This is a genomic window from Nonomuraea sp. NPDC005501, assembly GCF_040605905.1.
Taxonomy (GTDB): Bacteria; Actinomycetota; Actinomycetes; order Streptosporangiales; family Streptosporangiaceae; genus Nonomuraea.
Window position 1 is genome coordinate 81,476 of record NZ_JBEXDT010000017.1, and the last position, 21,423, is coordinate 102,898.

The 21,423-nt window shown below is 72.4% G+C and carries 24 protein-coding genes and 1 pseudogene; 11 read left to right on the forward strand and 14 right to left on the reverse strand.

The window, feature by feature from the left end; translation table 11 throughout:
- Nucleotides 1–17 precede the first annotated feature (17 nt).
- The 3 genes from ABZS51_RS12240 to ABZS51_RS12250 form a co-directional block, all read right to left on the reverse strand.
- On the reverse strand, nucleotides 18–338 hold the full coding sequence (locus tag ABZS51_RS12240; protein ID WP_355439081.1) for an STAS domain-containing protein: 321 nt from the start codon (nucleotides 336–338) through the stop codon (nucleotides 18–20).
- Between the two features lie 347 nt (nucleotides 339–685).
- On the reverse strand, nucleotides 686–2,179 hold the full coding sequence (locus tag ABZS51_RS12245) for an MFS transporter (RefSeq protein WP_355439084.1): 1,494 nt from the start codon (nucleotides 2,177–2,179) through the stop codon (nucleotides 686–688).
- A gap of 165 nt (nucleotides 2,180–2,344) precedes the next feature.
- Entirely contained in the window at nucleotides 2,345–2,788 is a 444-nt protein-coding gene (locus tag ABZS51_RS12250) for an Lrp/AsnC family transcriptional regulator (protein WP_310711365.1), read from the reverse strand.
- An 80-nt stretch (nucleotides 2,789–2,868) separates the two neighbouring features.
- On the opposite strand from ABZS51_RS12250, the gene ABZS51_RS12255 reads away from it, so the two are divergent.
- From ABZS51_RS12255 to ABZS51_RS12265, 3 genes are all read left to right on the forward strand, one after another.
- On the forward strand, nucleotides 2,869–3,660 hold the full coding sequence (locus tag ABZS51_RS12255) for an AzlC family ABC transporter permease (protein WP_355439089.1): 792 nt from the start codon (nucleotides 2,869–2,871) through the stop codon (nucleotides 3,658–3,660).
- Entirely contained in the window at nucleotides 3,653–3,979 is a 327-nt protein-coding gene (locus ABZS51_RS12260) for an AzlD domain-containing protein (protein ID WP_355439092.1), read from the forward strand. Before ABZS51_RS12255 ends, ABZS51_RS12260 begins: the two co-directional genes overlap by 8 nt.
- Nucleotides 3,980–4,145: 166 nt before the next feature.
- Entirely contained in the window at nucleotides 4,146–4,748 is a 603-nt protein-coding gene (locus ABZS51_RS12265) for a TIGR03086 family metal-binding protein (protein ID WP_355439095.1), read from the forward strand.
- A gap of 28 nt (nucleotides 4,749–4,776) precedes the next feature.
- Here the strand turns inward: ABZS51_RS12265 and ABZS51_RS12270 are convergent, their stop codons facing one another.
- A complete protein-coding gene (locus ABZS51_RS12270; RefSeq protein ID WP_355439098.1) occupies nucleotides 4,777–5,796 on the reverse strand; it encodes a sigma-70 family RNA polymerase sigma factor in 1,020 nt (339 codons plus the stop codon).
- 174 nt (nucleotides 5,797–5,970) lie between these two features.
- Here ABZS51_RS12270 and ABZS51_RS12275 point away from each other — a divergent pair, with 174 nt between their 5' ends.
- Together ABZS51_RS12275 and ABZS51_RS12280 are read left to right on the forward strand one after the other, a co-directional pair.
- Nucleotides 5,971–6,342, forward strand: coding sequence for a VOC family protein (locus ABZS51_RS12275; protein WP_310711370.1), 372 nt, complete (start codon nucleotides 5,971–5,973; stop codon nucleotides 6,340–6,342).
- A 17-nt stretch (nucleotides 6,343–6,359) separates the two neighbouring features.
- Nucleotides 6,360–6,665: a DUF1905 domain-containing protein gene (locus tag ABZS51_RS12280; protein WP_355439101.1), complete on the forward strand. Its 306-nt coding sequence runs from the start codon at nucleotides 6,360–6,362 to the stop codon at nucleotides 6,663–6,665.
- A 5-nt stretch (nucleotides 6,666–6,670) separates the two neighbouring features.
- Here ABZS51_RS12280 and ABZS51_RS12285 read toward each other — a convergent pair whose 3' ends face one another.
- The 6 genes from ABZS51_RS12285 to ABZS51_RS12310 all read right to left on the reverse strand — a co-directional run bounded on the left by ABZS51_RS12285 (nucleotide 6,671) and on the right by ABZS51_RS12310 (nucleotide 11,792).
- Complete coding sequence (locus ABZS51_RS12285) at nucleotides 6,671–7,006, reverse strand: hypothetical protein (RefSeq protein WP_355439104.1); 336 nt, start codon at nucleotides 7,004–7,006, stop codon at nucleotides 6,671–6,673.
- A complete protein-coding gene (locus ABZS51_RS12290) occupies nucleotides 7,003–7,497 on the reverse strand; it encodes a hypothetical protein (protein WP_355439107.1) in 495 nt (164 codons plus the stop codon). Before ABZS51_RS12290 ends, ABZS51_RS12285 begins: the two co-directional genes overlap by 4 nt.
- A 161-nt stretch (nucleotides 7,498–7,658) precedes the next feature.
- Entirely contained in the window at nucleotides 7,659–8,864 is a 1,206-nt protein-coding gene (locus ABZS51_RS12295; RefSeq protein ID WP_355439110.1) for an alpha/beta hydrolase, read from the reverse strand.
- 124 nt (nucleotides 8,865–8,988) lie between these two features.
- Nucleotides 8,989–9,942 (reverse strand): sigma-70 family RNA polymerase sigma factor, encoded by a 954-nt coding sequence (locus tag ABZS51_RS12300; RefSeq protein WP_355439113.1) that lies wholly within the window; start codon nucleotides 9,940–9,942, stop codon nucleotides 8,989–8,991.
- Nucleotides 9,943–9,964: 22 nt separating this feature from the next.
- Entirely contained in the window at nucleotides 9,965–11,209 is a 1,245-nt protein-coding gene (locus tag ABZS51_RS12305) for an FAD-dependent oxidoreductase (protein WP_355439116.1), read from the reverse strand.
- An 85-nt stretch (nucleotides 11,210–11,294) separates the two neighbouring features.
- Nucleotides 11,295–11,792 carry a MarR family winged helix-turn-helix transcriptional regulator gene (locus ABZS51_RS12310; RefSeq protein ID WP_355439119.1) on the reverse strand — a complete coding sequence of 166 codons (498 nt, stop codon included), beginning with the start codon at nucleotides 11,790–11,792 and terminating at the stop codon, nucleotides 11,295–11,297.
- A 93-nt stretch (nucleotides 11,793–11,885) separates the two neighbouring features.
- Between ABZS51_RS12310 and wrbA the strand changes: the two genes are divergently transcribed.
- Together wrbA and ABZS51_RS12320 are read left to right on the forward strand one after the other, a co-directional pair.
- Nucleotides 11,886–12,563, forward strand: coding sequence for an NAD(P)H:quinone oxidoreductase (gene wrbA, locus ABZS51_RS12315; RefSeq protein ID WP_355439122.1), 678 nt, complete (start codon nucleotides 11,886–11,888; stop codon nucleotides 12,561–12,563).
- 44 nt (nucleotides 12,564–12,607) lie between these two features.
- Complete coding sequence (locus ABZS51_RS12320) at nucleotides 12,608–14,044, forward strand: MFS transporter (RefSeq protein ID WP_355439124.1); 1,437 nt, start codon at nucleotides 12,608–12,610, stop codon at nucleotides 14,042–14,044.
- 29 nt (nucleotides 14,045–14,073) lie between these two features.
- On the opposite strand, the gene ABZS51_RS12325 is transcribed toward ABZS51_RS12320, so the two are convergent.
- From ABZS51_RS12325 to ABZS51_RS12335, 3 genes and pseudogenes are all read right to left on the reverse strand, one after another.
- The gene (locus ABZS51_RS12325) at nucleotides 14,074–14,331 is read right to left on the reverse strand and encodes a hypothetical protein (RefSeq protein ID WP_355439127.1); all 258 of its coding nucleotides are present in this window, start codon (nucleotides 14,329–14,331) and stop codon (nucleotides 14,074–14,076) included.
- Nucleotides 14,267–14,767 (reverse strand): annotated as a pseudogene (locus ABZS51_RS12330) (alpha/beta fold hydrolase); the annotation flags it as partial. The pseudogene ABZS51_RS12330 and the gene ABZS51_RS12325, both read right to left, overlap by 65 nt.
- Nucleotides 14,768–14,849: 82 nt before the next feature.
- Entirely contained in the window at nucleotides 14,850–15,254 is a 405-nt protein-coding gene (locus tag ABZS51_RS12335; protein ID WP_355439130.1) for a nuclear transport factor 2 family protein, read from the reverse strand.
- Between ABZS51_RS12335 and ABZS51_RS12340 the strand changes: the two genes are divergently transcribed.
- On the forward strand, nucleotides 15,135–15,485 hold the full coding sequence (locus ABZS51_RS12340) for a MarR family transcriptional regulator (protein WP_355439133.1): 351 nt from the start codon (nucleotides 15,135–15,137) through the stop codon (nucleotides 15,483–15,485). The genes ABZS51_RS12335 and ABZS51_RS12340 overlap by 120 nt on opposite strands.
- Nucleotides 15,486–15,685: 200 nt before the next feature.
- Here ABZS51_RS12340 and ABZS51_RS12345 read toward each other — a convergent pair whose 3' ends face one another.
- Nucleotides 15,686–16,330, reverse strand: coding sequence for a GntR family transcriptional regulator (locus ABZS51_RS12345; RefSeq protein WP_310711384.1), 645 nt, complete (start codon nucleotides 16,328–16,330; stop codon nucleotides 15,686–15,688).
- Nucleotides 16,331–16,429: 99 nt separating this feature from the next.
- Here ABZS51_RS12345 and ABZS51_RS12350 point away from each other — a divergent pair, with 99 nt between their 5' ends.
- The 3 genes from ABZS51_RS12350 to gcvPB are packed head-to-tail and all read left to right on the forward strand — an operon-like array spanning nucleotide 16,430 to nucleotide 21,272.
- Entirely contained in the window at nucleotides 16,430–18,394 is a 1,965-nt protein-coding gene (locus ABZS51_RS12350) for a beta-galactosidase (RefSeq protein ID WP_355439136.1), read from the forward strand.
- Complete coding sequence (gene gcvPA / locus ABZS51_RS12355) at nucleotides 18,391–19,734, forward strand: aminomethyl-transferring glycine dehydrogenase subunit GcvPA (protein WP_355439139.1); 1,344 nt, start codon at nucleotides 18,391–18,393, stop codon at nucleotides 19,732–19,734. The genes ABZS51_RS12350 and gcvPA overlap by 4 nt, the downstream gene beginning before the upstream one ends.
- Nucleotides 19,731–21,272 (forward strand): aminomethyl-transferring glycine dehydrogenase subunit GcvPB, encoded by a 1,542-nt coding sequence (gene gcvPB, locus ABZS51_RS12360; protein ID WP_355439142.1) that lies wholly within the window; start codon nucleotides 19,731–19,733, stop codon nucleotides 21,270–21,272. Before gcvPA ends, gcvPB begins: the two co-directional genes overlap by 4 nt.
- Nucleotides 21,273–21,423 lie beyond the last annotated feature (151 nt).

Genomic DNA, 21,423 nt, shown 5'->3' on the forward strand with positions numbered 1-21,423 from the left:
GCGGCAGGTCAGCGCGATTACGGTACGACTGTGAGGCTGCGGTGCAAACCGGTGATGCGGAGCAGCCTGGTCATGTGCGGGCGCGGCGCCCGCAGGGCGAGCGCGACTCCCCGCGACCGGGCCTGGCGTTGGATGCCGACCAGGACCCCCAAGCCGGAGGCGTCGCAGAACGACACCGAGGACACGTCCACGACGAGCCGGCCGCCCTCGCAGGGCAGGGCGCGCAGCAGCCGCCGCCGGAGGGCTTCGCCGGTGAAGATGTCGATCTCGCCGGTCAGGTACACGATGGTGGTCACCGGACCGGCTCTGCCGGGACGAGCCGGCGAGAAAATGCGCATGGAAGCCTCCTGTCACAGCACGGAGAACACATGTGGGACGCCAGGCGGCCACCCAGGCCACGGGCCGGCGGCTAGCGACCGCGGGCGGCGTCGGGTGGGACGATCCGCAGGAGAGGCGTGCACGCCGATGCGCAGCGTGATGCGCCCGCGCCGCTGAGCGGGTCGTGAGCAGTGAGAAGCGCCGGCGGCATGATCGCCTGCCCGTCCAAGCCCCTCATGCACGGGGCCCCAAGTGTTCTATCGCCGTGGGCGACGCCGGCCCGCTGCCAACGCACAAGAAAGTCCTCGGTAGCCCGAGTCTACTCCGGTCCGTCCGCCGTGCACGGCTGGACCGGCGTCTGCGCAGGTCATGGCGTCGTGTTCGTTCTTGACCCGGCCCCGCCGGTGGTGGTGGGCCGCGACGCCGCGCGAGCCGCCGGGGTGGGCCGGCGGGTCAGCGCGGTCATGGCGAGCACGCCGAGGGCGCACGCGATGGGCACGGCCAGCCCCGCCCGCGCGGCCGGCCCCCACCCCGACTCCAGCGAGCCCAGCAGGACCGTCCCGGTGAGCGTGCCGCCGAGCACGCCCCCTGTCTCCTGTACGGTCCCCAGCACGCCCGCCGCCGCCCCGGCCAGCGCCGGCCGTACCCGGGCCAGCGCGGTGGAGAGCAGCGGCGGCATGAGCAGCCCCATCCCGCCGCCCGTCACGAGCAGCGCTCCGGCGACCTGCCACGCCACCGCCCCGCCCCCGGAGGCGGCGCCGGCGTGTCCGGCCACGGCGTGGTCGAGCAGGAGCAGCCCGAGCAGCAGCATGGCGGCTCCGGCCACGGGCAGCCGCGCCCCCAGGAGCCCGGCCATGGCCGCCCCCCGCGCGGAGGCGGCCAGGAACCCGCCGTTGAGCGCCGTGCACACCGCCCCGGCCGCCGCGGGCCCGAGCCCGAGCCCTTCCTGGAGGTACAGCGCCAGCACGAACGACAGCCCCGCCGAGCCGCCGAACAGCAGCGCCACCGCCACCAGCCCGCCCGCGAACCCCTTCTCCCGGAACACGCCGAGGTCCAGCAGCGGCTGCCGCCCGGCGGCGGCGAGACGGCGCTGCCGGTGCGCGAACGCCCAGAGCAGGGGAGCCGAGGCCGCCAGGCACAGCCACGTCCACGCCGGCCAGCCGTGCTCGCGCCCCTGAGCCAGCGGCAGGACGACCGCCACCAGCCCGGCGGCGACCAGTCCCGCCCCGGCCACGTCCAGCCCCCGCCCGGCGCCGGCCGTGGGCCCGTCCTCCGGTCGGACAGGGGGTGGAGAGGGGAGGACGCGCGCGGTCGCCACGAGCGCGGCCAGGCCCAGGGGCACGTTGACCAGGAAGCAGGCCCGCCAGCCCAGCCCCCACGGGTCCGCCGCGATCAGCAGCCCGCCGATCACCTGCCCGCTGACGCCCGCCAGCCCCACCGCCGTGCCGTACCAGCCGAAGGCCCTGGCCCGGTCCGCCCCCTGGTACAGGCCGCCGAGCAGGGCCAGTACCTGCGGGGCGAGCAGCGCCGCGGCCACCCCCTGTACGGCCCTGGCCTGCACCAGGACCCAGGCGGCCGGCGCGGCCCCGCACGCGGCCGAGGCGAGCGTGAACAGCGCCAGGCCCGCCGAGAAGACCCGGCGTGGCCCGTACAGGTCGCCGAGCCTGCCGGAGACGACCAGCCCGGCGGCGTACGCCAGCCCGTAGGCGGCGATCACGAGCTGGGCCTCGGAGCCGTCGGCGTGCAGCCCGGTCCTGATCGAGGGGACGGCCACGTTGGCGATGAAGAAGTCCAGCGTCGTCATGAAGACGGCGACCAGCACGACGGGCAGTGCCCACCAGCGGTTCGGGGCGGCGGCCATGAGGGTGGCTCCAGGGGAGGAAGGGACGGACGGTGCGGTGGGAGAACACCGCGCCCGTCCGGTCGGTTGACCTCACCCTGGCGGCGACCGGTTATGAACCCCTGCTGACCGGCTACGGGCGGCGTTACGGAAATCTCACGCCGGGTCCGCCCCGCGCACCTGCGTTCAGCCCGTGGCGACTTTGACGTTCTTCATCGTGAAGTGCGAGGTGACGTTCCTGATCCGCGGGATGGTCATGACATGCCGGCTGAGGAAGGCCTCGTAGGCGGCCAGGTCGGCGACGGCCACGCGGGCGAAGTAGTCGGGGCTGCCGAACAGCCGGCGCAGCTCGACGACCGCCTCGGCCCGCGCCAACGTCTGCTCGAAGTGCTCGACGGTCTCGGCGTCCTGGGTGTCGAGGGTGAGGTCGACCAGGACCTCGAACGAGCGGCCCACGGAGGCGGGGTCGATGACCGCCCGGTACCCGCGGATGACGCCCTCGGCCTCCAGCCGCTGCACGCGCCGCAGGCACGGCCCGGGGGTGAGCCCGACCCGCGTGGCCAGCTCGACGTTCGTCAGCCGTCCGTTCCGCTCCAGCTCGGCGATTATTGCTCTGTCCACCGCATCCATGTCTCGAACATTGCCGTAGCCGCTCGCGTGAGGGCAATACTCGCAACCACATGGCGAGGGTTCTGCGAGACCATAGAGGGGTGCAATCGAACGTTCGGCCCCATATCGCCACACTTGCGCTCATCTGCGCTCCGATCAACCGGAGGCAGCAGATCGTCGCAGGAGTGCGCGACTCCTTCTCCGCAGGACTGGGGATCTTCCCGCTCGGCATCGCCCTCGGCCTGCTGATCCTCCAGGCCGGCCTGCCCTGGTGGTTGACCCCCGCCCTGTCGCTGGCCGCGTTCGCCGGATCGCTCGAACTCCTGCTGGTGGGCATGATCGCGAGCGTCACGCCGCTCGCCGCCGTCGCGCTGACCGTTCTGGTGGTCAACTTCCGGCACGTCTTCTACGCCTTCTCCTTCCCCCTGCACCTGGTCAGGGGCCGGTTGGCGAAGGCGTACTCCATCTACGCGATGATCGACGAGGCCTACGCCATCAGCGCCTCGCTGCCCGCGGCGGAGCGCTCGGCGCCGCGGCTGCTGGCGATGCAGCTCTCCTCCCAGGCCTACTGGGTGGGCGGCGGGCTGGTCGGCGTCGCCATCGGCGCGGCGCTGCCCGCGCCGGTCAAGGGGCTGGAATTCGCGCTGTGCGCCCTGTTCACCGTGCTCACGCTGGACGCCTTCCGCTCCCGTCGTGAGATCGCCCCGGCACTGCTCGCGGGCGCCAGTGTGACCGTCGCCCTCATCGCCACTCCGGGCGCCGCCATGTTCACCGCGCTGCTGCTGTTCGTCGCCCTGCTGCTGGCCCGCCACGCGATCACCACCCGCCGCCCGGCGCAGGAGCCCGCCCGGCAGCCCGCCCAGGAGCCCACCCCGGAGACCGTCGATGCCTAGCATCTCCTATCTCATCGCCGTCCTGGCGATCGTCTTCACCATCACCTTCGCCCTGCGCGCCGTCCCCTTCGCCCTGCTGCGCACCTTGCACAGCTCCGCCGTCGTGCGGAACCTGGCCGTGTGGATGCCGGTGGGAATCCTCGCGATCCTCGCGGTGACCGCCCTGCACGGCACCGTCTCCGCCGAACCACGCGCGATGCCGTACGCGCTGCTCGCGGTCGCCGTCACCGCGGGCGTGCACCTCGCCTTCGGCCGCCGCACGATCCTGAGCGTCGGGATCGGCACCGCCGTCTACGTCGTCCTCGTCAACGCCTTCTGAATTCATGGTCATGTGCGTTGAGCCCCACCATCCTCGACCATAGGGTGGAGGATGCTCCGGAGCCGGACGCGGGCTGGTGGAGCGGACGAGGAGGCCTCATGCTCGCTGAGCCCGTCAGCTTTCCCGCAGTACACCACGAACGCACCCTGATGGACGTGGTGCGGCGATGACGGCCGACCTCGGGCCCGCGACGGACGCCCTCGCCGCGATCATCCGGAGCCTGCCCGGCGACCGGCTCTCCGCCCCGACGCCCTCCGGTGGCATCACCGTGGCCGAGCTGCTCGACCACATCGACGGTCTCTGCGTGGCGTTCACCGCCGCCGCCACCAAGACGCCCCTGGAGGACGGCGGCCGTGCCCGGACGCCCGACGCGTCGCGGCTGGGCGACGACTGGCGTGAGCGCATCCCGGCCCGCCTCGACGAGCTGGCCCGAGCGTGGCGGGCTCCGTCGGCGTGGAGCGGGACGGCGGAGGTCGGCGGCGGCCGGATGCCGGCCGAGGTCGCCGGGGCCGCCGCCGTCGACGAGGTCGTCATCCACGGCTGGGACGTGGCCGTGGCCACGGGGCAGCCCTACCCCGGCGAGGAGCCCGCACTGGAGGAGGCCCTGCGGGAGGCGTACGCGTGGGTGAGCGCCGTCGCCGCCGGATCTCCGCAGGGCAGTCCCGGCCTGTTCGGGCCGCCGGTGCCCGTGCCCGGCGACGCCCCGCTCATGCACCGGCTGCTCGGCCTCACCGGCCGCGACCCCGCCTGGACGCCGCCCGCCCCCTGACGAGGGGGACGGTCTCAACTCCCGAAAGTCATCCGGGAAGGGCCCCGGGCAGGCCGAGGAGGGCGGCGTGCTCAGGGCCGACGAACGAGGTGATCGCGGCGATGGCGTCACCGCGGACGGTCAGCACGTTCAACGACCACGCCCGGTGCGGCCCGGTGCCGCCGTGTCGCAGGTAGGAGGCCACGGCGGGCTGGCCGTTCGCGCTGGTCGTCAGGTGCCGCCACGAGCCGCAGCGGGTCAGCGGGACCTGGACGGCGAAGTCCATGACCGCCTCGACGCCCCGGTACCAGTGGGGGAGCGGCGGCATCGACCAGGTGACGTCCTCGGTGAGCAGCGCCGCCAGGGCCGCGGCGTCACCGCGTTCCATCGCGGCCGCGTACCCGGCGACCAGGTCGCGCAGCCGCGCGTCGCCGAGCTTGCGCACGGCCTGCCGCTGGCTCTGGGCCGGCACCCGGTCGGCGATGACCTTGCGGGCCCGGGCCAGCGCGGAGTTGACCGACGTGGTCGAGGTCCGCATCGTGGCGGCGATCTCGGCGGCGGACAGGCCCAGCACCTCGAACAGCAGCAGCGCCGCCCGCTGGTTGCCCGGCAGGTGCTGCAGGGCCGCGACGAACGCCAGCTCGACGGCCTCGCGCTGCTCGTAACGGGCGTCGGGACCTAGCGGGCCGTCGCCCAGTGCCGCGTCGGGGTAGGGGCCGAGCCAGGCCACGTCGTCACGCGGGGCGGCGTCCACGACGGTGTGGTCGCTGGAGGGGCCGAGGTCGACGGGCAGCGCCCGCCTGCCGCGCGCCTCGATCGTGTCCAGGCAGGCGCGGGTGGCGACGGCGTACAGCCAGGAGCGCAGCGAGCCGCGGGCCTCGAAACGGTGGAGCCCCCGCCAGGCGCGCAGCAGCGCCTCCTGAAGGGCGTCGTCGGCGTCGTGCGCGGAGCCGAGCATGCGGTAGCAGTGCGCGTGCAGCTCCCGGCGCAGCGGCTCCACGAGCCGGCCGAACGCGTCGCCGTCCCCCTGCCGGGCACATGTCAGGTCATCTGCGGAAACTTCGCTCACGAGCCACGATTCTGCCTCACCCATGGGAGCCCCCCCTGCGACGCGCCGCAGCACTCGTGGTGGCGGAAAGAAGTTCGGCGAATCGGCTCGCCGAATGTCGTCAACGGGCGTAGCCGTTCGTCCAGAGAGTGGGAACGGTGAGAGGCATCGGCCCGGAGCGAGGGGAGCGAGCGGATGAGCATCGTGATCACCGGCGTGAGGACCATCGGGGTTCCCGTGGCCGACCAGGACCGCGCCGTCGAGTTCTACGTGGGCCTGCTGGGCCTGGAGAAGCGCGTGGACGTCCCCCTGGGGCGGCTCGGCGGGCGCTGGATCGAGGTGGCGCCGCCGGGATCGGCGACGACGATCGCACTGGTCCCGGCGGGCGAGCGTACGAACACCGGGGTCGAGACCGGGATCCGTCTCACGACGGCGGACGCCGCGTCCCTCCACGAGGAGCTGGCCGCGCACGGTATCGCGGTCGGCGAGCTGCTGCGGTGGGAGGGCGTCCCTCCGATGTTCGCCTTCCGCGACGCGGACGGCAACGGCCTCGAGATCGTCCAGTGAACGGGAAAGGACCCACGATGGCGGACACCGGACGGCTCCATGACGAGCCGCAGGCGCTGGACCAGGAGTTCACCGCGACGCTGCGGAAGAGCCCGGCCAAGGGCGGCCACACCTACGTCGTCTGGCCCGACTCGGCCGGGTTCTTCGGGACCCGGGGTCTGGTGAAGGTACGGGCGACGATCGACGGTCACCCGTTCGAGAGCTCGTTCATGGCCATGGGCGGCGGCATTCACAAGCTGCCGGTCCGTGCCGAGGTCCGCCGCGCGATCGGGAAGGATGCGGGCGACACCGTCACCGTCCGCCTGCTGAGCCGTACCCGGTGACGACCTCAGCCGTCCAGACGCGGCAGGCCGGGGGCGAAGTCCGACGGGGCCGGGCGGCCCCGCAGGCGCCGCAGGGCGAGCAGGCCGCCGACGCCGGGGACGACGGCGCGCCACCGCGCTCCGGAGCCGGCGGCGGCCGGCGCCATCGAGACCGCGCCGATGACGACCAGGTACGACATGCCGTGCAGCGGCCCGCCGAACGTGGTGATCGCCTTGGCGTGGACGGTGAGCAGGTTGACCAGCAGCGTCGCCAGGGAGAGCGCCTCGACGCCGGACGCGAGACGCAGCACGCGCAGGTGCGCCGCGCTCATCCCGGCAGCGCCGGCCGGGGTCGCGCTCATCGGCCCGAGCCGGGGCGGACGATCATGATGATGACGACGACGGCCCACGCCAGGTTGTAGACACCGGCGAGCATGGACAGCGTGCGCAGCGCCCGGCCGTCGCCGGGGGCGCGGAGAGCCTCGCGCTGGCGCGGGTGGATCTGCGTGGCCAGCAGGCCGCCCGCGACGGCTGTGAGCAGCATGGACACGGTGATCCAGATCTCGCCCATCCGTCCCTGGAGGGTTGCCAGGGCGATCCCGACCAGGGGCACGATCAGCCCGAAGGCGGCGTAGCCCCCGGTGACGCGGTGCAGCGCGACGGCCACCGCGCGGTTGCGCACCTCTGGCTCCGCCCCCTCCGAGTCCGCCCCCACCGAGTCCGCCCCTCCGGTGCCCGCGGGGACGGCGACGGCGATCGGCGCGTACCGAGGGAACAGGCTCACGGCGACGGCCGACCCTCCGACGAAGACGATGCTCGCGAGCACGTGCACCGACAACAGGACATGTTCCATGGGCGTTCCTTCCAACCTTCAGCTTGTCTGAAGCTTAGCCGAAGCTTCAGACGCCCTGAAGGTCGGGAGTGGCGCGTCCGGGGTCGCCTCGCCCGGCCGTGACCGGCGCTGAGGCGGCGGGGCATGTACGGAGCCGACTGTCCGGCTCCGGGCTCGTGGCCTCAGGGGTTCTGGAAGGTCACTTCCGGGTTGGTGGCGGAGGGACCGTCCAGCAGGGGCTGGTGCTCGCTGTTGAGGTGCTGGTCGAAGAAGGCGCCCACGTACGCGGTGGTGATCTCGCCCGACCGCCGGCCCGACAGGGGCGCGGCAGGGTCGGTGATCCCGGCCTGGCCGCCCAGGATGGGCAGGTCGATGAAGGTGAAGTGGCCGGAGTCGGCCACGGTCAGCCAGCGCTTCCAGCCGTCCAGGCGTCGCCAGTCCCGCGGCCAGGTGGCGTCGGCGGAGCCGGGCGAGTGCTGGGCCTTGGTGCCGAGCATGAGGAACGGCCGTTCGCCGAGGCCGGAGACCGGGACCGGGGCGAAGAACGAGCCGTCCAGGTTCACCCCGGCGCTGACGCGCTGATCGGTGGCCATGACGCTCGCTGCGGCGTTGCCGCCGAGCGAGTGGCCGGCGGCGCCGATCCGGCGCGGGTCGATCATGCGCGAGCGCTTCCAGGCGGGCGCGGACCGTGCGGGGTGGGTCAGCCGGTCGATGACGAAGGACAGATCGGCGGCCCGGTTGACCGCGGCCTTGGCCATCAGTGCCTTCTCCGCCTCATCGGAGGGAGCCTTCTCCACCGTCTCGCATGCGACGCAGGTCAGAGTGCGGCCGCCGGGAAAGGTCGTGCCGAACGACTCGTAGGCGTGATCCACGAGGGCGACGACGTAGCCCTTGGAGGCGAGGTCTTCGGCGAGCGTGGTCAGGGTGGCGCGGCTGAGGGAGAATCCCGGGGAAAGCACCACCAGGGGGTGCCTGCCGCCGACGGGGCGGGCGCCCACGTGTGCGTTCGTGCTGACACCGGCGAGCTGCTCGGCCTTGAAGACGGTGTCCAGCTTCTGCCCTTTGAGGAGGAGACGAGCCTCGTCAACGGTCATGTACGGCGCGGCGCTCCCACCGGCGCGTGCCGGGTAGTACATCGACACCATCAACTCGCGTGCGCCGGCTGCGGGCATCCACGGGTCGCGGCGGCCGACGTCGACGAGATGCAGGGTGTCGCGCCCGACTTCGTACTGGCCCGTGGGGCGAGGGATCGCGAAGCGCACGTCGGAGGTCCCCGTGGAGGAGGCGGCGGCGGGCAGGGACGTCGAGGCGGCCGCCGCGGCCGACACCGGTAGGGCCAGTGCCAAGGCGAGGAGGAGGGCTGCGGGGTTGCGTCGAGTTCTGATCATGTGCAGCACTGTAGGAATGACGACGCCATGCCCGACATGCCCGAAAGGCCGGGTCGAGCCCTTACTTTCGTCAGGGTCAGGGTGGGCCGGGCAGCGGTGAGTGCGGTGGCGTGTCGGCGTCGGGTCACCACTGGGTGATGAGCGGCGTGTCCGGTTCGTGCTGCCGCCAGGCTTCGGTGAGCCGGGCGAGGCGGGTGGGGGCGGCGATGCCGCGCACGGTTGCGATCCTGCCGTTGGTGATGTCGAATGTCACGGCCCCGACGACCTGGTCGCCGGACACGAAGAGGATGGCGGGGGCGCCGTTGACGAGCGCGTAGTGGACGGCGGACGTGCCGCCGGCAAGTCGCCGTTTCGCGGGCGTGGGTTTGAAGCCGGCCCGGACGATGGCGGCGATGCGCTGCGGAGTGTCGTACCGCAGCAGCCTCTCGGTCAGGCCGGCGCCGTCGGAGATCGCGGTCGCGTCGTCGGTGAGCAGCTCCACCAGCCGTTCGGTGCGGCCCGAGGAGGCAGCGGCGAGGAATTCCTCGACGATCCTGCGGGCGGATGCGGGGTCGATCTCGCCGACGCCGCGGCGTGCGGCGGTGATGCGGCGCCGGGCCCGGTGGAGGTGCTGCTGGCTTGCGGACTCGGTGATGTCGAGGATCTCGGCGATCTCGGCGTGGCTGTAGGAGAACGCTTCGCGCAGGAGGTAGACGGCCCGTTCATGAGGTGACAGGCGCTCCATGAGAGTCAGCACGGCCAGGGAGACCGATTCGCGCTGCTCGAAAGTGCCGGCGGGGCCGAGCATCGGGTCGCCGTCGAGGAGAGGTTCGGGCAGCCAGGCGCCGACGGTGCGTTCGCGGCGAGCCTGTGCCGAGCGGAGCCGGTCGAGGCACAGGTTGGTGACGACCTTCGTCAGCCATGCTTCCGGCACCTTGATCCGCTGCCGGTCGGCGGCCTGCCAGTGCAGGAACGCATCCTGCACGGCGTCTTCGGCGTCGGCCGCCGAGCCCAGCAGCCGGTAGGCCAGTGAGGCCAGCCGGTTCCGGCTGGCCTCGAACCGACCGGTGTCGAAGCGATCAGTGGCGGTGGCGTCCACGCGGATCAACCCTGGGAGGCGGTCACGCGACCGCTTTCTCGGCGGGCGCGTCCGGCGTGAAGGCGGTCGCCTTCTCGGGGGACGCGTCCGGCGTGGCGGCCAGGCGGCGCCTGCGCTTGGGCAGGCCGAAGGTCGGGTGCGAGTTGGCCCACAGCGAGACCTTGAGGATGCCCGCCTTGATCCGCGCGGCCTTCCGGCCGCCCACATACTTCGGCCTTGCCTGCCCTTCGCCGTCGACCATCTGCAGGATCCCGTCCCGCCGCCCGAGGCTGATGTGGTTGTAGGAGTAGACCAGCTTGGTGTGTGGGACCTTGCGGCCGGTCAGACGTCCCACGATCGCGGCGATCGCCTGCCCGCCGGTGAAGCCGGCCGAGGCGCAGGACATCGGCAGCGGCCGGCCGTTGTCGCCGATGGCGTAGGCGCTGTCACCGGCGGCGTAGACGTTCGGGTGCGAGACCGACCGCATGGTGCGATCGACCACGATCTGCCCGTTCTCGGTGACCTCCAGCCCGCCGGCGGCGGCGATGGGGCCGACCGCGAACCCGGCCGTCCACACGGTTGCGTCGGACGCCAGGGCGGTGCCGTCGGCGCACAGCACCCGCGTCGCTTCGACGGCCTCGACGCTGGTGTGCTCCAGGACGGTGACGCCCAGCCGGTCGCAGGCCTGGCGCAGGTGGCCGCGGGCTGCGGCGGACAGCCGGGCGCCCAGCTCGCCGCGGGCGATCAGCCCGACCGACAGTCCGGGCCGGGCTTCGGCGATCTCGGTGGCGGTCTCGATGCCGGTCAACCCGTCGCCGACGACCAGCACATTCCCGCCTTCGCCCCGCCTGCCCCGCTTGTCCAGGCTGTCCAGGCGCTCGCGCAGGCGCAGCGCCGAGGGCCGGGCGGCGACATCGAAGGCGTGCTCCGCCACGCCGGGGACGCCCTGGTCGGCGCCGTGGCTGCCGAGCGCGTAGACAAGTGTGTCGTAGCCGAGCTCGCCGCCGCCGTCAGTGTCGGCCACGGCGACGACCTGGCGCTCGGGGTCGACGTCGGTGACACGGGCCACGCGCAGCCGTATCCCCGTGCCCGCGAAGACGTCGGCGAGCTTCTGAGCCTCGATCTCCCGGCCGGCCGCCAACTGGTGCAGCCGCAGCCGCTCGACGAAGTCCGGCACCGCGTTGACCACGGTGATCTCGGTGTCCGCCGGGGACAGCCGGCGGGCGAGGTTCCCGGCCACGTAGGCCCCGGCATAGCCGGCGCCGAGGACGACGATGCGGTGCTTCATGTGCTGCTCCTGTCGGTTCGCTTGCTCCCGGTGAGTTGAGCGGAACGGCGCCCCGATTGCTGACAGGAACTGCATGTGGCATGGGTCACAGAACGGGAGGAGTGCCGTCCGACGACGCTCGCGACGCCGAGGCGGCGTGGCGATTGTGGGGGCGCCTGGTGTCGACGTTGGACGTCAGCGTCCTGAGAAGGCTGGGTAGTCCTGCCACTGTTTCGGCGGGCAGGCCGGCGAGGGTCTCCTCCGCCAGGGCGCACCATAGCCGCTTGACCTCCTCGGTCAGGGCTCTGCCGCCGTCGGTGAGTTCGACGACGGTGGCGCGCTGGTCATCGGGGGCGGGGCTGCGCCGGATGTGACCGGCCGCTTCGAGCTTGCGGGCCATGAGTGTGACGCTGGGCCGCTCGACGCAGAGCGCCTCGCTGAGCTGGGCCTGGATCATCGGGCCGGTACGGGCGAGTTCGAGCAGGAGCGCCTCCTGGCCGGGGTGCAGCCCGAGGGGGGCCAGCAGTTCGGCGGCCCTTGCCCGGTGACGCAGGGTCAGCAGACGGATGGCCTGGTTGATGGTGTCGGCTTGGTCGAAGTCCACGGACGCTCCTCTTGACAAGTTCGTTAGGCGGATAACTATTATGCGGATAACGTTATTCGCATAACTAATCTTACGCAACCATCAGGAGCTGACATGACCGCGAAGGTCGCCGTCATCTACTACAGCGCGACGGGCACCGTGCACGCCCTCGCCCAGGCCGTTGCCGAAGGCGCCGCCTCGACCGGGGCCCAGGTGCGGTTGCGGCGGGTCGCCGAGCTGGCGCCCGACAGCGCGATCGACCAGAACCCGCAGTGGCGGCGGCACGCCGACGCGACCACGTCGATCACCCAGGCCACCGTCGAGGACCTCGCCTGGGCCGACGCGTTCGCGTTCGGGACGCCGACGCGGTTCGGCGCGCCGGCCGCGGAGCTCAAGCAGTTCATCGACCAGGCCGGCGGGCTGTGGCAGGAAGGCGGCCTGGCCGACAAGCCGGTGACGGCCTTCACCTCGGCGTACAACCGGCACGGCGGCAGCGAGGCCACGATCCTGTCGCTGGGCAACGTGTTCTACCACTGGGGCGCGCTGATCGTCCCGCCCGGGTTCACCGACCCCGCCGTGTACGCCGCCGGCGGCAACCCCTACGGCGTCTCCGCCGTGACCGGACCGACCGGAGACGACCTCAAGGGCGCGGCGCTGGACGCCGCCCGCTACCAGGGACAGCGGCTGGCCCGGACCGCGATCCGGCTGCTGGCGGGCAGCCACGTCACCGGCACCGACGGGGACGGGGACACCCGCGCGGCCGAGCCCGCGACCACCCTCCGGACCGCGTGAGCGGCGCCGTCACCTCGACCGAATCCCGCCCTCAGGAGACTTTTGTGACCTCGCGACTTTCCGCGTCCCCCGTGATCAGCGACCAGGCCGGAACACGTACCGGCCCCGAGTGGCTGATCCTGGCGCTGGTGTGCGCCTGCCAGTTCATGGTGATCCTGGACTCCTCCATCGTGAACGTCGCGCTGCCCTCGATCGACCGGGATCTCGGCTTCGCACCCGCCGGCCTGGCCTGGGTGGTGAACGGCTACCTGCTCACCTTCGCCGGCTTCATGCTGCTGGGCGGCCGAGCCGCCGACCTGTTCGGCCAGCGCCGTATCCTGACCGGCGGACTGGTGCTGTTCTGCGCCGCAAGCCTGGTCGCCGGCCTGGCGACCCTTCCCGACGTCCTGGTGGCCGCCCGCGTCGCACAAGGCGTGGGAGCCGCGTTGCTCGCCCCGGCGACGCTGGCCGTGATCAACACCAGCTTCACCGAGGGTCGCCGGCGCGCCCGCGCGTTCGGCGCGTGGTCGGCCGCGGGCGGTGTCGGCGGAATGGCCGGCGCCGTCGCGGGCGGCGCCCTCACCACCGGCCTGTCCTGGCGGTGGGTCTTCCTGATCAACGTGCCGATCGGCGTGGCACTGATCGCCGCGGCCATGAGGGCGCTGCCCGGCACCCGAACCGCCCGACGGGAAACCCTCGACATCGTCGGCGCGGTCACCGGCACGGCAGGGCTGGCCGCGCTGATCTACGGGATCATGCACAGCACCGACCACGGCTGGACGTCCGCGCCGGTCCTGGTGCCGGCCGTGGCCGGCTTGCTCCTGCTCGCCGTCTTCACCGTGGTGGAGGCACGTTTCGCCACCCACCCGATGATGCCCCTGCGGTTGCTACGCATCCGCGGGGTGGCCGTCGGCAACGTCATGCTGCTGCTGTTCGGCGGGACAGGCATCGCGATGTGGTACTTCACCTCGCTGTTCCTGCAGAACGTCCTCGGCTACGGCGCGCTTCAAGCCGGGCTCGGGCAGACCCCCGCAGCGGTGACGTTCATGGTGATCGCGCGATCGGCCGCCGCCCTGCTGCCACGCACCGGCGTACGGCCCCTGATCCTGGCCGGCAGCGCCTGCTTCCTGGCCGGGTTCGGCTGGCTCACCCAGGCCCAGACCGACAGCGGCTACCTCGTCGGCATCCTCGGACCCACCCTGCTCATCGCCACCGGCATCGGACTGACCTTCCCCACCCTCATGGCCGCCACCACCGCCGACGTACCCGACCGCGACGCGGGAGCCATCGGCGGCCTGGCCCAGACCGCCGGCCAGGCGGGCGGATCGCTGGGCCTGGCGGTGCTCGCCACCGCCGCCACCCAGACGGCGGCCGGCGGGAGCTCCCCGGTCGCCCTCGCCGCCGGCTACGACCGCGTCTTCCTCATCGCGGCCGGACTCGGACTGGCCATCGCAGCGACCAGCCTGCTGCTGCCACGGCGCCGGCCCATGGCACCCAACTGAACGAAGGCCCCTGTACCGGCTGGAGTCTCTCAACAATGAGAGCGGAGGTTCTGCTGGTCCAGCCAGGTGGAGATCGCTGCGGCGATCGTTGCAGGCTGGTCTTCGGTGGCGTGGTGACCGGCTGGACCGCAGTGTTCGATCTGGAGGCCGGCGATGTGGTCCTTGCACCAGGCGGCGACTTCCGGGGTGACGAGGAGGATTGGTGAGGAGTCGAAGGTGAGCAGGACTTTGGGGACGTCCTGGCTGGAGGCCAGCCAGGTGCCGTAGGCGTCGATCCGGGCGGTCACGTCGGCGGGGTCGCCGTCGATCGGCAGCGAGCGGGTCCAGTTCAGCAGCGGGCGACGGCTCGTTCGAGGCGATCGGACGCACGATCGTCTCGAAGAAGGCGAGACCGCGCACCCGATCGGGGTGCCTGGCCGCCCGGTCGAAGGCGAGCGAGCCGCCCCAGTCGTGGCCGACGAGCACGACGTCGTCCAGGCCGAGCTCGTCGAAGAACGCGTCGAGGTAGCGGGCGTGGTCGGCGAACCGGTAGTCGCCGAGGGCCTTGCCCGAGCGGCCCATGCCGATCAGGTCGGGCGCGATCAGCCGTCCCGCTCCGACCAGGGGCAGCACCTTGCGCCACATGTGTGAGGAGGAGGGATTGCCGTGCAGGAAGACGACGGTGGCTCCGCTGCCGTGGTCTTCGTAGTGAATCGTCGAGTCGAGGACGTCGATCGTGGGCATGAGGGGATTCCTTCTGGGATGAGAGTTCCGGGCGCAGGCTGGACCGGCGTTGGCCCTGCGGCCGTCGCCGGTCGCCGGGTGATCAGCTCTCGCGGGTCCAGGCGGGCGTGATCCGCTGCTCACGGAATCTCCAGCCCGCCGGCGTCCGCACCACGGTGCCCGTCATTCGCAGGCCGCCCGTGAAGTGGGGTGCTTGGCCGTCGCGGTAGTAGTGCACGAGCGAGTACGCCGAGGCAGCCGCCTGATCGCCGTCGACGTCCACCAGCAGGTCGGTGGTGATGTGCTGGGCTTGCTGCCCTTCGACCTCGCTCTGTCGCATGAAGCCGACGACCTTGTCGATGCCGCGGAGTTCGCCCCCGCGCGGCGAGTGCACCGCCACATCGTCGGTGAAGACGGTGCCCGCATCCTCCCATCGCTTCTCGTCGAGCAGCCGCGCGAAGCGGGAGAACAGGTCGGACTGGCCCAGGTCGACGCCCGCAAGTGGCACTACGCCGTGCTCGCCTCGTTGCAGGAGCACGGCCCGGGCAGCCAGGCGACGCTGAGCCGACGCACCGGCATCTACCGCAGCGACATGGTCGGCGTTCTCAACGAACTGGCCGAGCGCGGCCTCGTCGAGCGGATGCCGGATCCCGACGACCGCCGCCGCAACGTCATCACGATCACCGCCCAGCTGCTGGACCACCACACCCGGCAGGCAGCGCACCCCCCGACCTCCTGACCCGAGACCGACCCTCGGCTGGTTCGGCCGATCGTGGAGGGCCAGATCGGGCCCCACGTCAGGCCCGGCCCGGTCATCTCCGGCGGGCGCCCTGGTGGAGCAGGTCTGGCCCCACCGCGGAGATGGGCCCTGCACGGCGCGATCGAGTTCGGCAACAGGCTCCTCACCAGCGGCTATCAGGCACCCCCCGGTAGCTCACATCAGGAGGCGGGGATGCGGGACATCATGCGCTCCATGCCGTTGACCCAGTTGTCGTGCAACGCCTGGACGGCCGCGGCCCGGTCGCCGGTCATGAGCAGCTCGGCCACCCGGCAGTGCTCGGCGGCCTCGCGTTCGAGCGGCGTGTCGTCGCCCGCCAGCAGGTGGGCGTAGCGGCGCAGCCCCGCCTTGACGCTGGTGATGAGGTCGATCAGCCGCTCGTTGCGGCAGCCGCTGACGAGCAGGTCGTGCCACTCGTCGTCGTGGCGCTCTATCACGTGCTGCTCGGCGATCCGGTCGGGGAAGTCGCGGGCCAGCCGCAGCAGCTCGGGCGCGATCTCGCGCAGGTAGGCCGGGTCGGAGCGGTCGAGGGCCAGCGCCTCCAGCCCCGCCACGATCTCGCAGAGCTCCCTGAACTCCTTCCTGCTCATCGGGGCGAACCGGAATCCGCGCCCCTGGTTGCTCTCCAGGACGCCCTCGCCCGCCAACGTGATCAGCGCCTCGCGCAGGGGAGTGCGGCTGACGCCGAGCTCGGCCGCCAGGGCGACCTCGTTGATGTCGGTGCCCGCGGCGAAGTCTCCCCGGTCCAGCCTGCCCAGCAGTTCTTCGCGGATCTGCTCGCGTAGCGGTCGCCGGTCGATCGGCATGACGCTCCTTCGGTTTCGGCCGTGCCCATACTAGCCCTTGACGTGATTCAAAATACTGCACTATGAATTCTGAATACAAAACACAGGAGGGAGTGTCGAGTGGGTCTGACCCGGGTTCCGGGGCTGCTGTACGGCGGCGACTACAACCCCGAGCAGTGGCCTGAGGAGGTCTGGGCCGAGGACGTGCGCCTCATGGCCGAGGCCGGGGTCACCATGGTCACCGTGGCGGTCTTCGCCTGGTCGCGGCTGGAGCCCGAGCCGGGCGCGTACGACTTCGGCTGGCTCGACCGCGTGCTCGGCCTGCTGCACGAGCACGGCATCGCCGCCGACCTCGCCACCGCGACCGCCACCCCGCCGCCCTGGCTGGTGCGCCGCCATCCCGAGGTCATGCCGGTCGACGCCGCGGGCACCCGCCTGGAGTTCGGCTCCCGGCAGGGCTACTGCCCCAGCTCGCCGGTCTTCCGCGAGCACGCCGTACGGCTGGCGACCGCGATGGCCACCCGGTACGGCGATCACCCGGCGCTGGCCCTGTGGCACGTGGGCAACGAGTACGCCGACCACACCCTCGAATGCTTCTGCCCCGAGTCGGCCCGCCACTTCCGCGCCTGGCTCCAGGCCCGCTACGGCACGGTCGGCGGGCTCAACGCCGCCTGGGGCACGTCCTGCTGGGGCCAGCACTACACCGGCTTCGACCAGGTCGAGCCGCCCCGCAAGGCGCCAGGGCCGGTCAACCCCGCCCAGCTCCTCGACTGGCGGCGCTTCTGCAGCGACGCCCTGCTGGAGCTGTTCACCGCAGAGCGCGACGCGCTGCGCGCCGTCACCCCGGACGTGCCCGTCACCACGAACTTCATGAGCATCCTGCACGGCCTCGACTACTGGGCCTGGGCGGAGGCCGAGGACCTGGTGAGCGACGACGCCTACCCCGACCCGGCAGACCCGTCCTCGCACGTGGCGGTCGCGCTCAGCTACGACCTCATGCGCTCGCTCAAGCGGCGGCCCTGGCTGCTCATGGAGTCCGCGCCGTCGGCCGTGTCGTGGCGCGAGGTCAACGCGCCCAAGCCGCCCGGCGTGATGCGCCTGCACAGCCTGCAGGCCGTCGCCCACGGCGCCGACGGAGTGATGTTCTTCCAGTGGCGGCAGGCCAGGTACGGGCCGGAGAAGTTCCACTCGGCGCTGCTGCCGCACGGCGGCACCGCCACGCGCGGCTGGCGCGACACGCTGCGGCTCGGCGCGGACCTGCGGCGGCTCGCGGAGGTCGCGGGCGGCCACACCAGCGCCGACGTGGCGCTGGTGTTCGGCTGGGACAGCTGGTGGGGGCTGGAGGCGCCCGAGTCGATGCCCTCCGACCGGCTCAGGCTCAAGGACCTGCTGCTGTCCTGGTACGCGCCGCTGCACGCCCGTGGCATCGCCGTCGACCTGGCGCCGCCCGGCGCCGACCTGTCGGGCTACCGCGTGGTGATCGTGCCCAACCTCTACCTGTGCACCGCCGAGCAGGCCGAGGCGCTCGCCGCCGTGACGGGGGAGCTGGTCGTCGGCCCGTTCAGCGGAGTGGTGGACGAGGCCGACCAGGTGCACGACGGCGGCGCGCCCGGCCCGCTGCGCGACCTGCTGGGCGTCGCGGTCGAGGAGTTCTGGCCGCTGCCCGACGGCCTCACCCAGCCCCTGCGCCACGCCGGCGGCGGCACGGGCGCGGCCCGGACCTGGGCCGAGTGGCTGCGCCCCGACGAGGGCACGGCCGTGCTCGCCCGCTTCGAGGGCGGCGACCTGGACGGGCTGCCCGCGATCACCCGCAAGGGGAACGCCACCTACCTCGGCTGCCTGCCCGCCGACCTGACGCCCGTGCTGGACCGCGTGCTCGCCGGAGTCCCGGCGATCGCCGTGCCCGCCGGGGTGGAGGCGGTCCGGCGGGGCCGGCACCTCTTCCTGCTCAACCACACCACCCACGAGCAGCGGATCACCCTGCCGTACCCCGGCCGGGACCTGCTCACCGACACCGACCTGCGAGGCGACGCCGTCCTCGCCCCGCGCGACGCCGTCGTGCTCAGGATCGAAGGAGACACGTGACGCACCCGTACATCCCGAACGCCGAACCCGGCGTGCGGGCCGAGATGCTTGCCGCGATCGGCGCGGAGAGCATCGAGGAGTTCTACGCCGACATCCCCGCGGACCTGCGCCTGGACCGGCAGCTCGACCTGCCGGCGCCCTTCATGGCCGAGCCTGACCTGGTCCGCCACATGAACGGCCTGCTCGGCCGGACCACCGGCACCGACGAGGCGCTGAGCTTCCTCGGCCACGGCTGCTACCCGCACCACGTGCCCGCCGTCTGCGACGAGGTCAACTCCAGAAGCGAGTTCCTGACCGCGTACGCCGGCGAGCCGTACGAGGACCACGGCCGCTTCCAGGCCCTGTTCGAGTACGTCAGCATGATGGGCGAGCTGCTGGAGATGGACGTCGTCAACGTCCCCACCTACGACGGCTTCCAGGCGGCGGGCACCGCGCTGCGCATGGCCTGCCGCCACACCGGCCGCTCGAAGGTGCTGGTCAGCGAAGCCGTGGCCGCGGACAAGCTGAGCAAGCTGCGCGACTTCCTCGCCCCGGACATCGAGATCATGCCCGCCCCCGTGGGCGACGACGGTCAGATGGCCGTCCCCGCCTTCGACGGCTCGTACGCCGCGATCTACCTGGAGACGCCGAATGTGTACGGCGTCGTCGAGACGCGCGGCCGGGAGCTGGCCGACCTGGCCCACGCCCACGGCGCCCTGCTCGTCGTCGGCGCCGACCCGATCTCGCTGGGCGTGCTCGCCCCACCCGCCGCGTACGGCGCCGACATCGCCTGCGGCGACATCCAGTCGCTCGGCATGCACCAGAGCTTCGGCGGCGGCCACGCCGGCTACATCGCCACCCACGACCACGAGCCGCTGGTCGCCGAGTTCCCCTCCCGGCTGTTCGGCATCGCGCCGACGAAGGTGCCCGGCGAGTACGGCTTCGGCGACGTCTTCTACGACCGCACCTCCTTCGCCCACCGCGAGGAGGGCAAGGAGTGGGTGGGCACCGCCGCCGCCCTGTGGGGCATCACGGCCGGCGTCTACCTCGCGCTCATGGGCCCGCACGGCATGCGTGAGCTGGGGGAGACGATCCTCGCCCGCACCAGGTACGCGATGGACGCCCTGGCCCGGTCTGTTACCGTGCTGCATCCGGACGCGGTGCACTTCCGCGAGTTCGCCGTACAGGTGCCCTCCAGTGCCGCCCTGCTCGACCGGCTGCGCGAGCGCGGCATCTACGGCGGTGTGCCCCTCGACGACCGCACGGTGCTGGTCTGCGTGACCGAGCGCCATTCCATCGCCGACATCGACCGCCTCGCCGCCGAGATCGCCGAGATCGCCGCCCTCCAGGAGACGCTGTGAACACCGCGGAGCCCTTCGCCGAGCTGCCCGTCGCGCCGAAGCCGCCGCTGCGCCGCTTCCACCAGGCCCGCTGGGACGAGCCGATCATCTTCGAGCTGTCCAGGCCGGGCCGCCGCGGCATCGCCGTGCCCGAGCCCGGCGCCCCCCGCGTCGAGCTGCCGGAGTCGGTGCGCCGCGCCGAGCCGCCGAAGCTGCCCGAGCTGGCGCAGCCGCACGTGGTGCGCCACTACCTGCGCCTGTCCCAGGAGAACCTGGGCCACGACCTCAACATCGACATCGGCCAGGGCACCTGCACGATGAAGTACAGCCCCAAGGTCAACGACCGGTTCGCCGCCGCGGTCGCCGAGCTGCACCCGCTCCAGCACGAGGACACCGTGCAGGGCGTGCTGGAGATCTACTGGCGGATGGAGCGCATGCTGGCCGAGATCTCCGGCATGTCCCGGGTCTCGCTCCAGCCGGGCTCCGGCTCGGCCGCCATCTACGCGAACGTCGCCATGATCCGCGCCTACCACGCGGCCCGCGGCGAGACCCACCGCGACCAGGTCATCACCACGATGTTCTCCCACCCGTCGAACGCGGCGTGCGCCAAGACGGCCGGCTTCGAGGTCATCACCCTGATGCCGGACGCCGACGGCCTGCCGGACATCGAGGCGCTGCGCGCGGCCGTCGGGCCCCGCACCGCCGCCCTGATGATCACCAACCCGGAGGACACGGGCATCTTCAACCCGCGCATCCGGGAGTTCGTGGACCTCGTCCACGAGGTGGGCGGCCTGGCCTGCTACGACCAGGCCAACGCCAACGGCATCCTCGGCATCACCCGGGCCCGCGACGCCGGGTTCGACCTGTGCCACTTCAACCTGCACAAGACCTTCTCCACCCCGCACGCCTGCGGCGGGCCCGCGGCCGGGGCGTGCGGCGTGTCGGCCGACCTGGCGCCCTTCCTGCCCGGCCCGGTCGTCGTCTTCGACGGCTCGGCGTACAAGCTGGAGACCCCGGAACGTTCCATCGGCAAGGTGCGGCCGTTCCTCGGCGTCACCCAGAACATCGTGCGCGCCTACGCCTGGATCATGTCGCTCGGCGCGGAGGGCCTGCGCCAGGTGGCCGAGACGGCCGCGCTCAACAACAACTACCTGATGCGCAGGATCCTCGCCATCCCCGGCGCGTCGGCGCCCTGGGGCACGCGGCGCATCGAGCAGGCGCGCTACTCCTGGCAGGAGCTGTCGGAGGAGACCGGGGTCCACTCCGAGGAGATCGGCGTGCGGGCATCCGACTTCGGCGTGCACTACTGGACCAGCCACCACCCGTACCTGGTGCCCGAGCCGTTCACGCTGGAGCCCACCGAGTCGTACTCCAAGGAGGACCTCGACGAGTACGCCGCGATCCTGGCCCACGTGGCGGACGAGGCGCGCCGCGATCCCGAGCTGGTCAGGGGCGCGCCCTACAACCAGAGCGTGCACAAGATCGACCCGTCGCCGCTGGACGACCCCGAGGCGTGGGCGCCCACCTGGCGCGCCTACGTCCGCAAGCACCTGTCATGAGCGGAGGGGTGTCGGTGGGCCTGGTCGTCAACCCGGTCGCCGGGCTGGGCGGGGCGGCGGGCCTGAAGGGCAGCGACGGTGCCGAGGTGCAGCGCGCGGCCCTGGCCCGGGGCGCCACGCCGCGGGCGGGGGAGCGGGCGGCGCGGGCGGT

Coding starts and splice junctions, on each gene's coding strand:
- ABZS51_RS12240 (WP_355439081.1), bottom strand. CDS start 338: ATGCGCATTTTCTCGCCGGCTCGTCCCGGCAGAGCCGGTCCGGTGACC.
- ABZS51_RS12245 (WP_355439084.1), bottom strand. CDS start 2,179: ATGGCCGCCGCCCCGAACCGCTGGTGGGCACTGCCCGTCGTGCTGGTC.
- ABZS51_RS12250 (WP_310711365.1), bottom strand. CDS start 2,788: ATGGATGCGGTGGACAGAGCAATAATCGCCGAGCTGGAGCGGAACGGA.
- ABZS51_RS12260 (WP_355439092.1), top strand. CDS start 3,653: ATGCCTAGCATCTCCTATCTCATCGCCGTCCTGGCGATCGTCTTCACC.
- ABZS51_RS12265 (WP_355439095.1), top strand. CDS start 4,146: ATGACGGCCGACCTCGGGCCCGCGACGGACGCCCTCGCCGCGATCATC.
- ABZS51_RS12275 (WP_310711370.1), top strand. CDS start 5,971: ATGAGCATCGTGATCACCGGCGTGAGGACCATCGGGGTTCCCGTGGCC.
- ABZS51_RS12280 (WP_355439101.1), top strand. CDS start 6,360: ATGGCGGACACCGGACGGCTCCATGACGAGCCGCAGGCGCTGGACCAG.
- ABZS51_RS12285 (WP_355439104.1), bottom strand. CDS start 7,006: ATGAGCGCGACCCCGGCCGGCGCTGCCGGGATGAGCGCGGCGCACCTG.
- ABZS51_RS12290 (WP_355439107.1), bottom strand. CDS start 7,497: ATGGAACATGTCCTGTTGTCGGTGCACGTGCTCGCGAGCATCGTCTTC.
- ABZS51_RS12295 (WP_355439110.1), bottom strand. CDS start 8,864: ATGATCAGAACTCGACGCAACCCCGCAGCCCTCCTCCTCGCCTTGGCA.
- ABZS51_RS12305 (WP_355439116.1), bottom strand. CDS start 11,209: ATGAAGCACCGCATCGTCGTCCTCGGCGCCGGCTATGCCGGGGCCTAC.
- wrbA (WP_355439122.1), top strand. CDS start 11,886: ATGACCGCGAAGGTCGCCGTCATCTACTACAGCGCGACGGGCACCGTG.
- ABZS51_RS12345 (WP_310711384.1), bottom strand. CDS start 16,330: ATGCCGATCGACCGGCGACCGCTACGCGAGCAGATCCGCGAAGAACTG.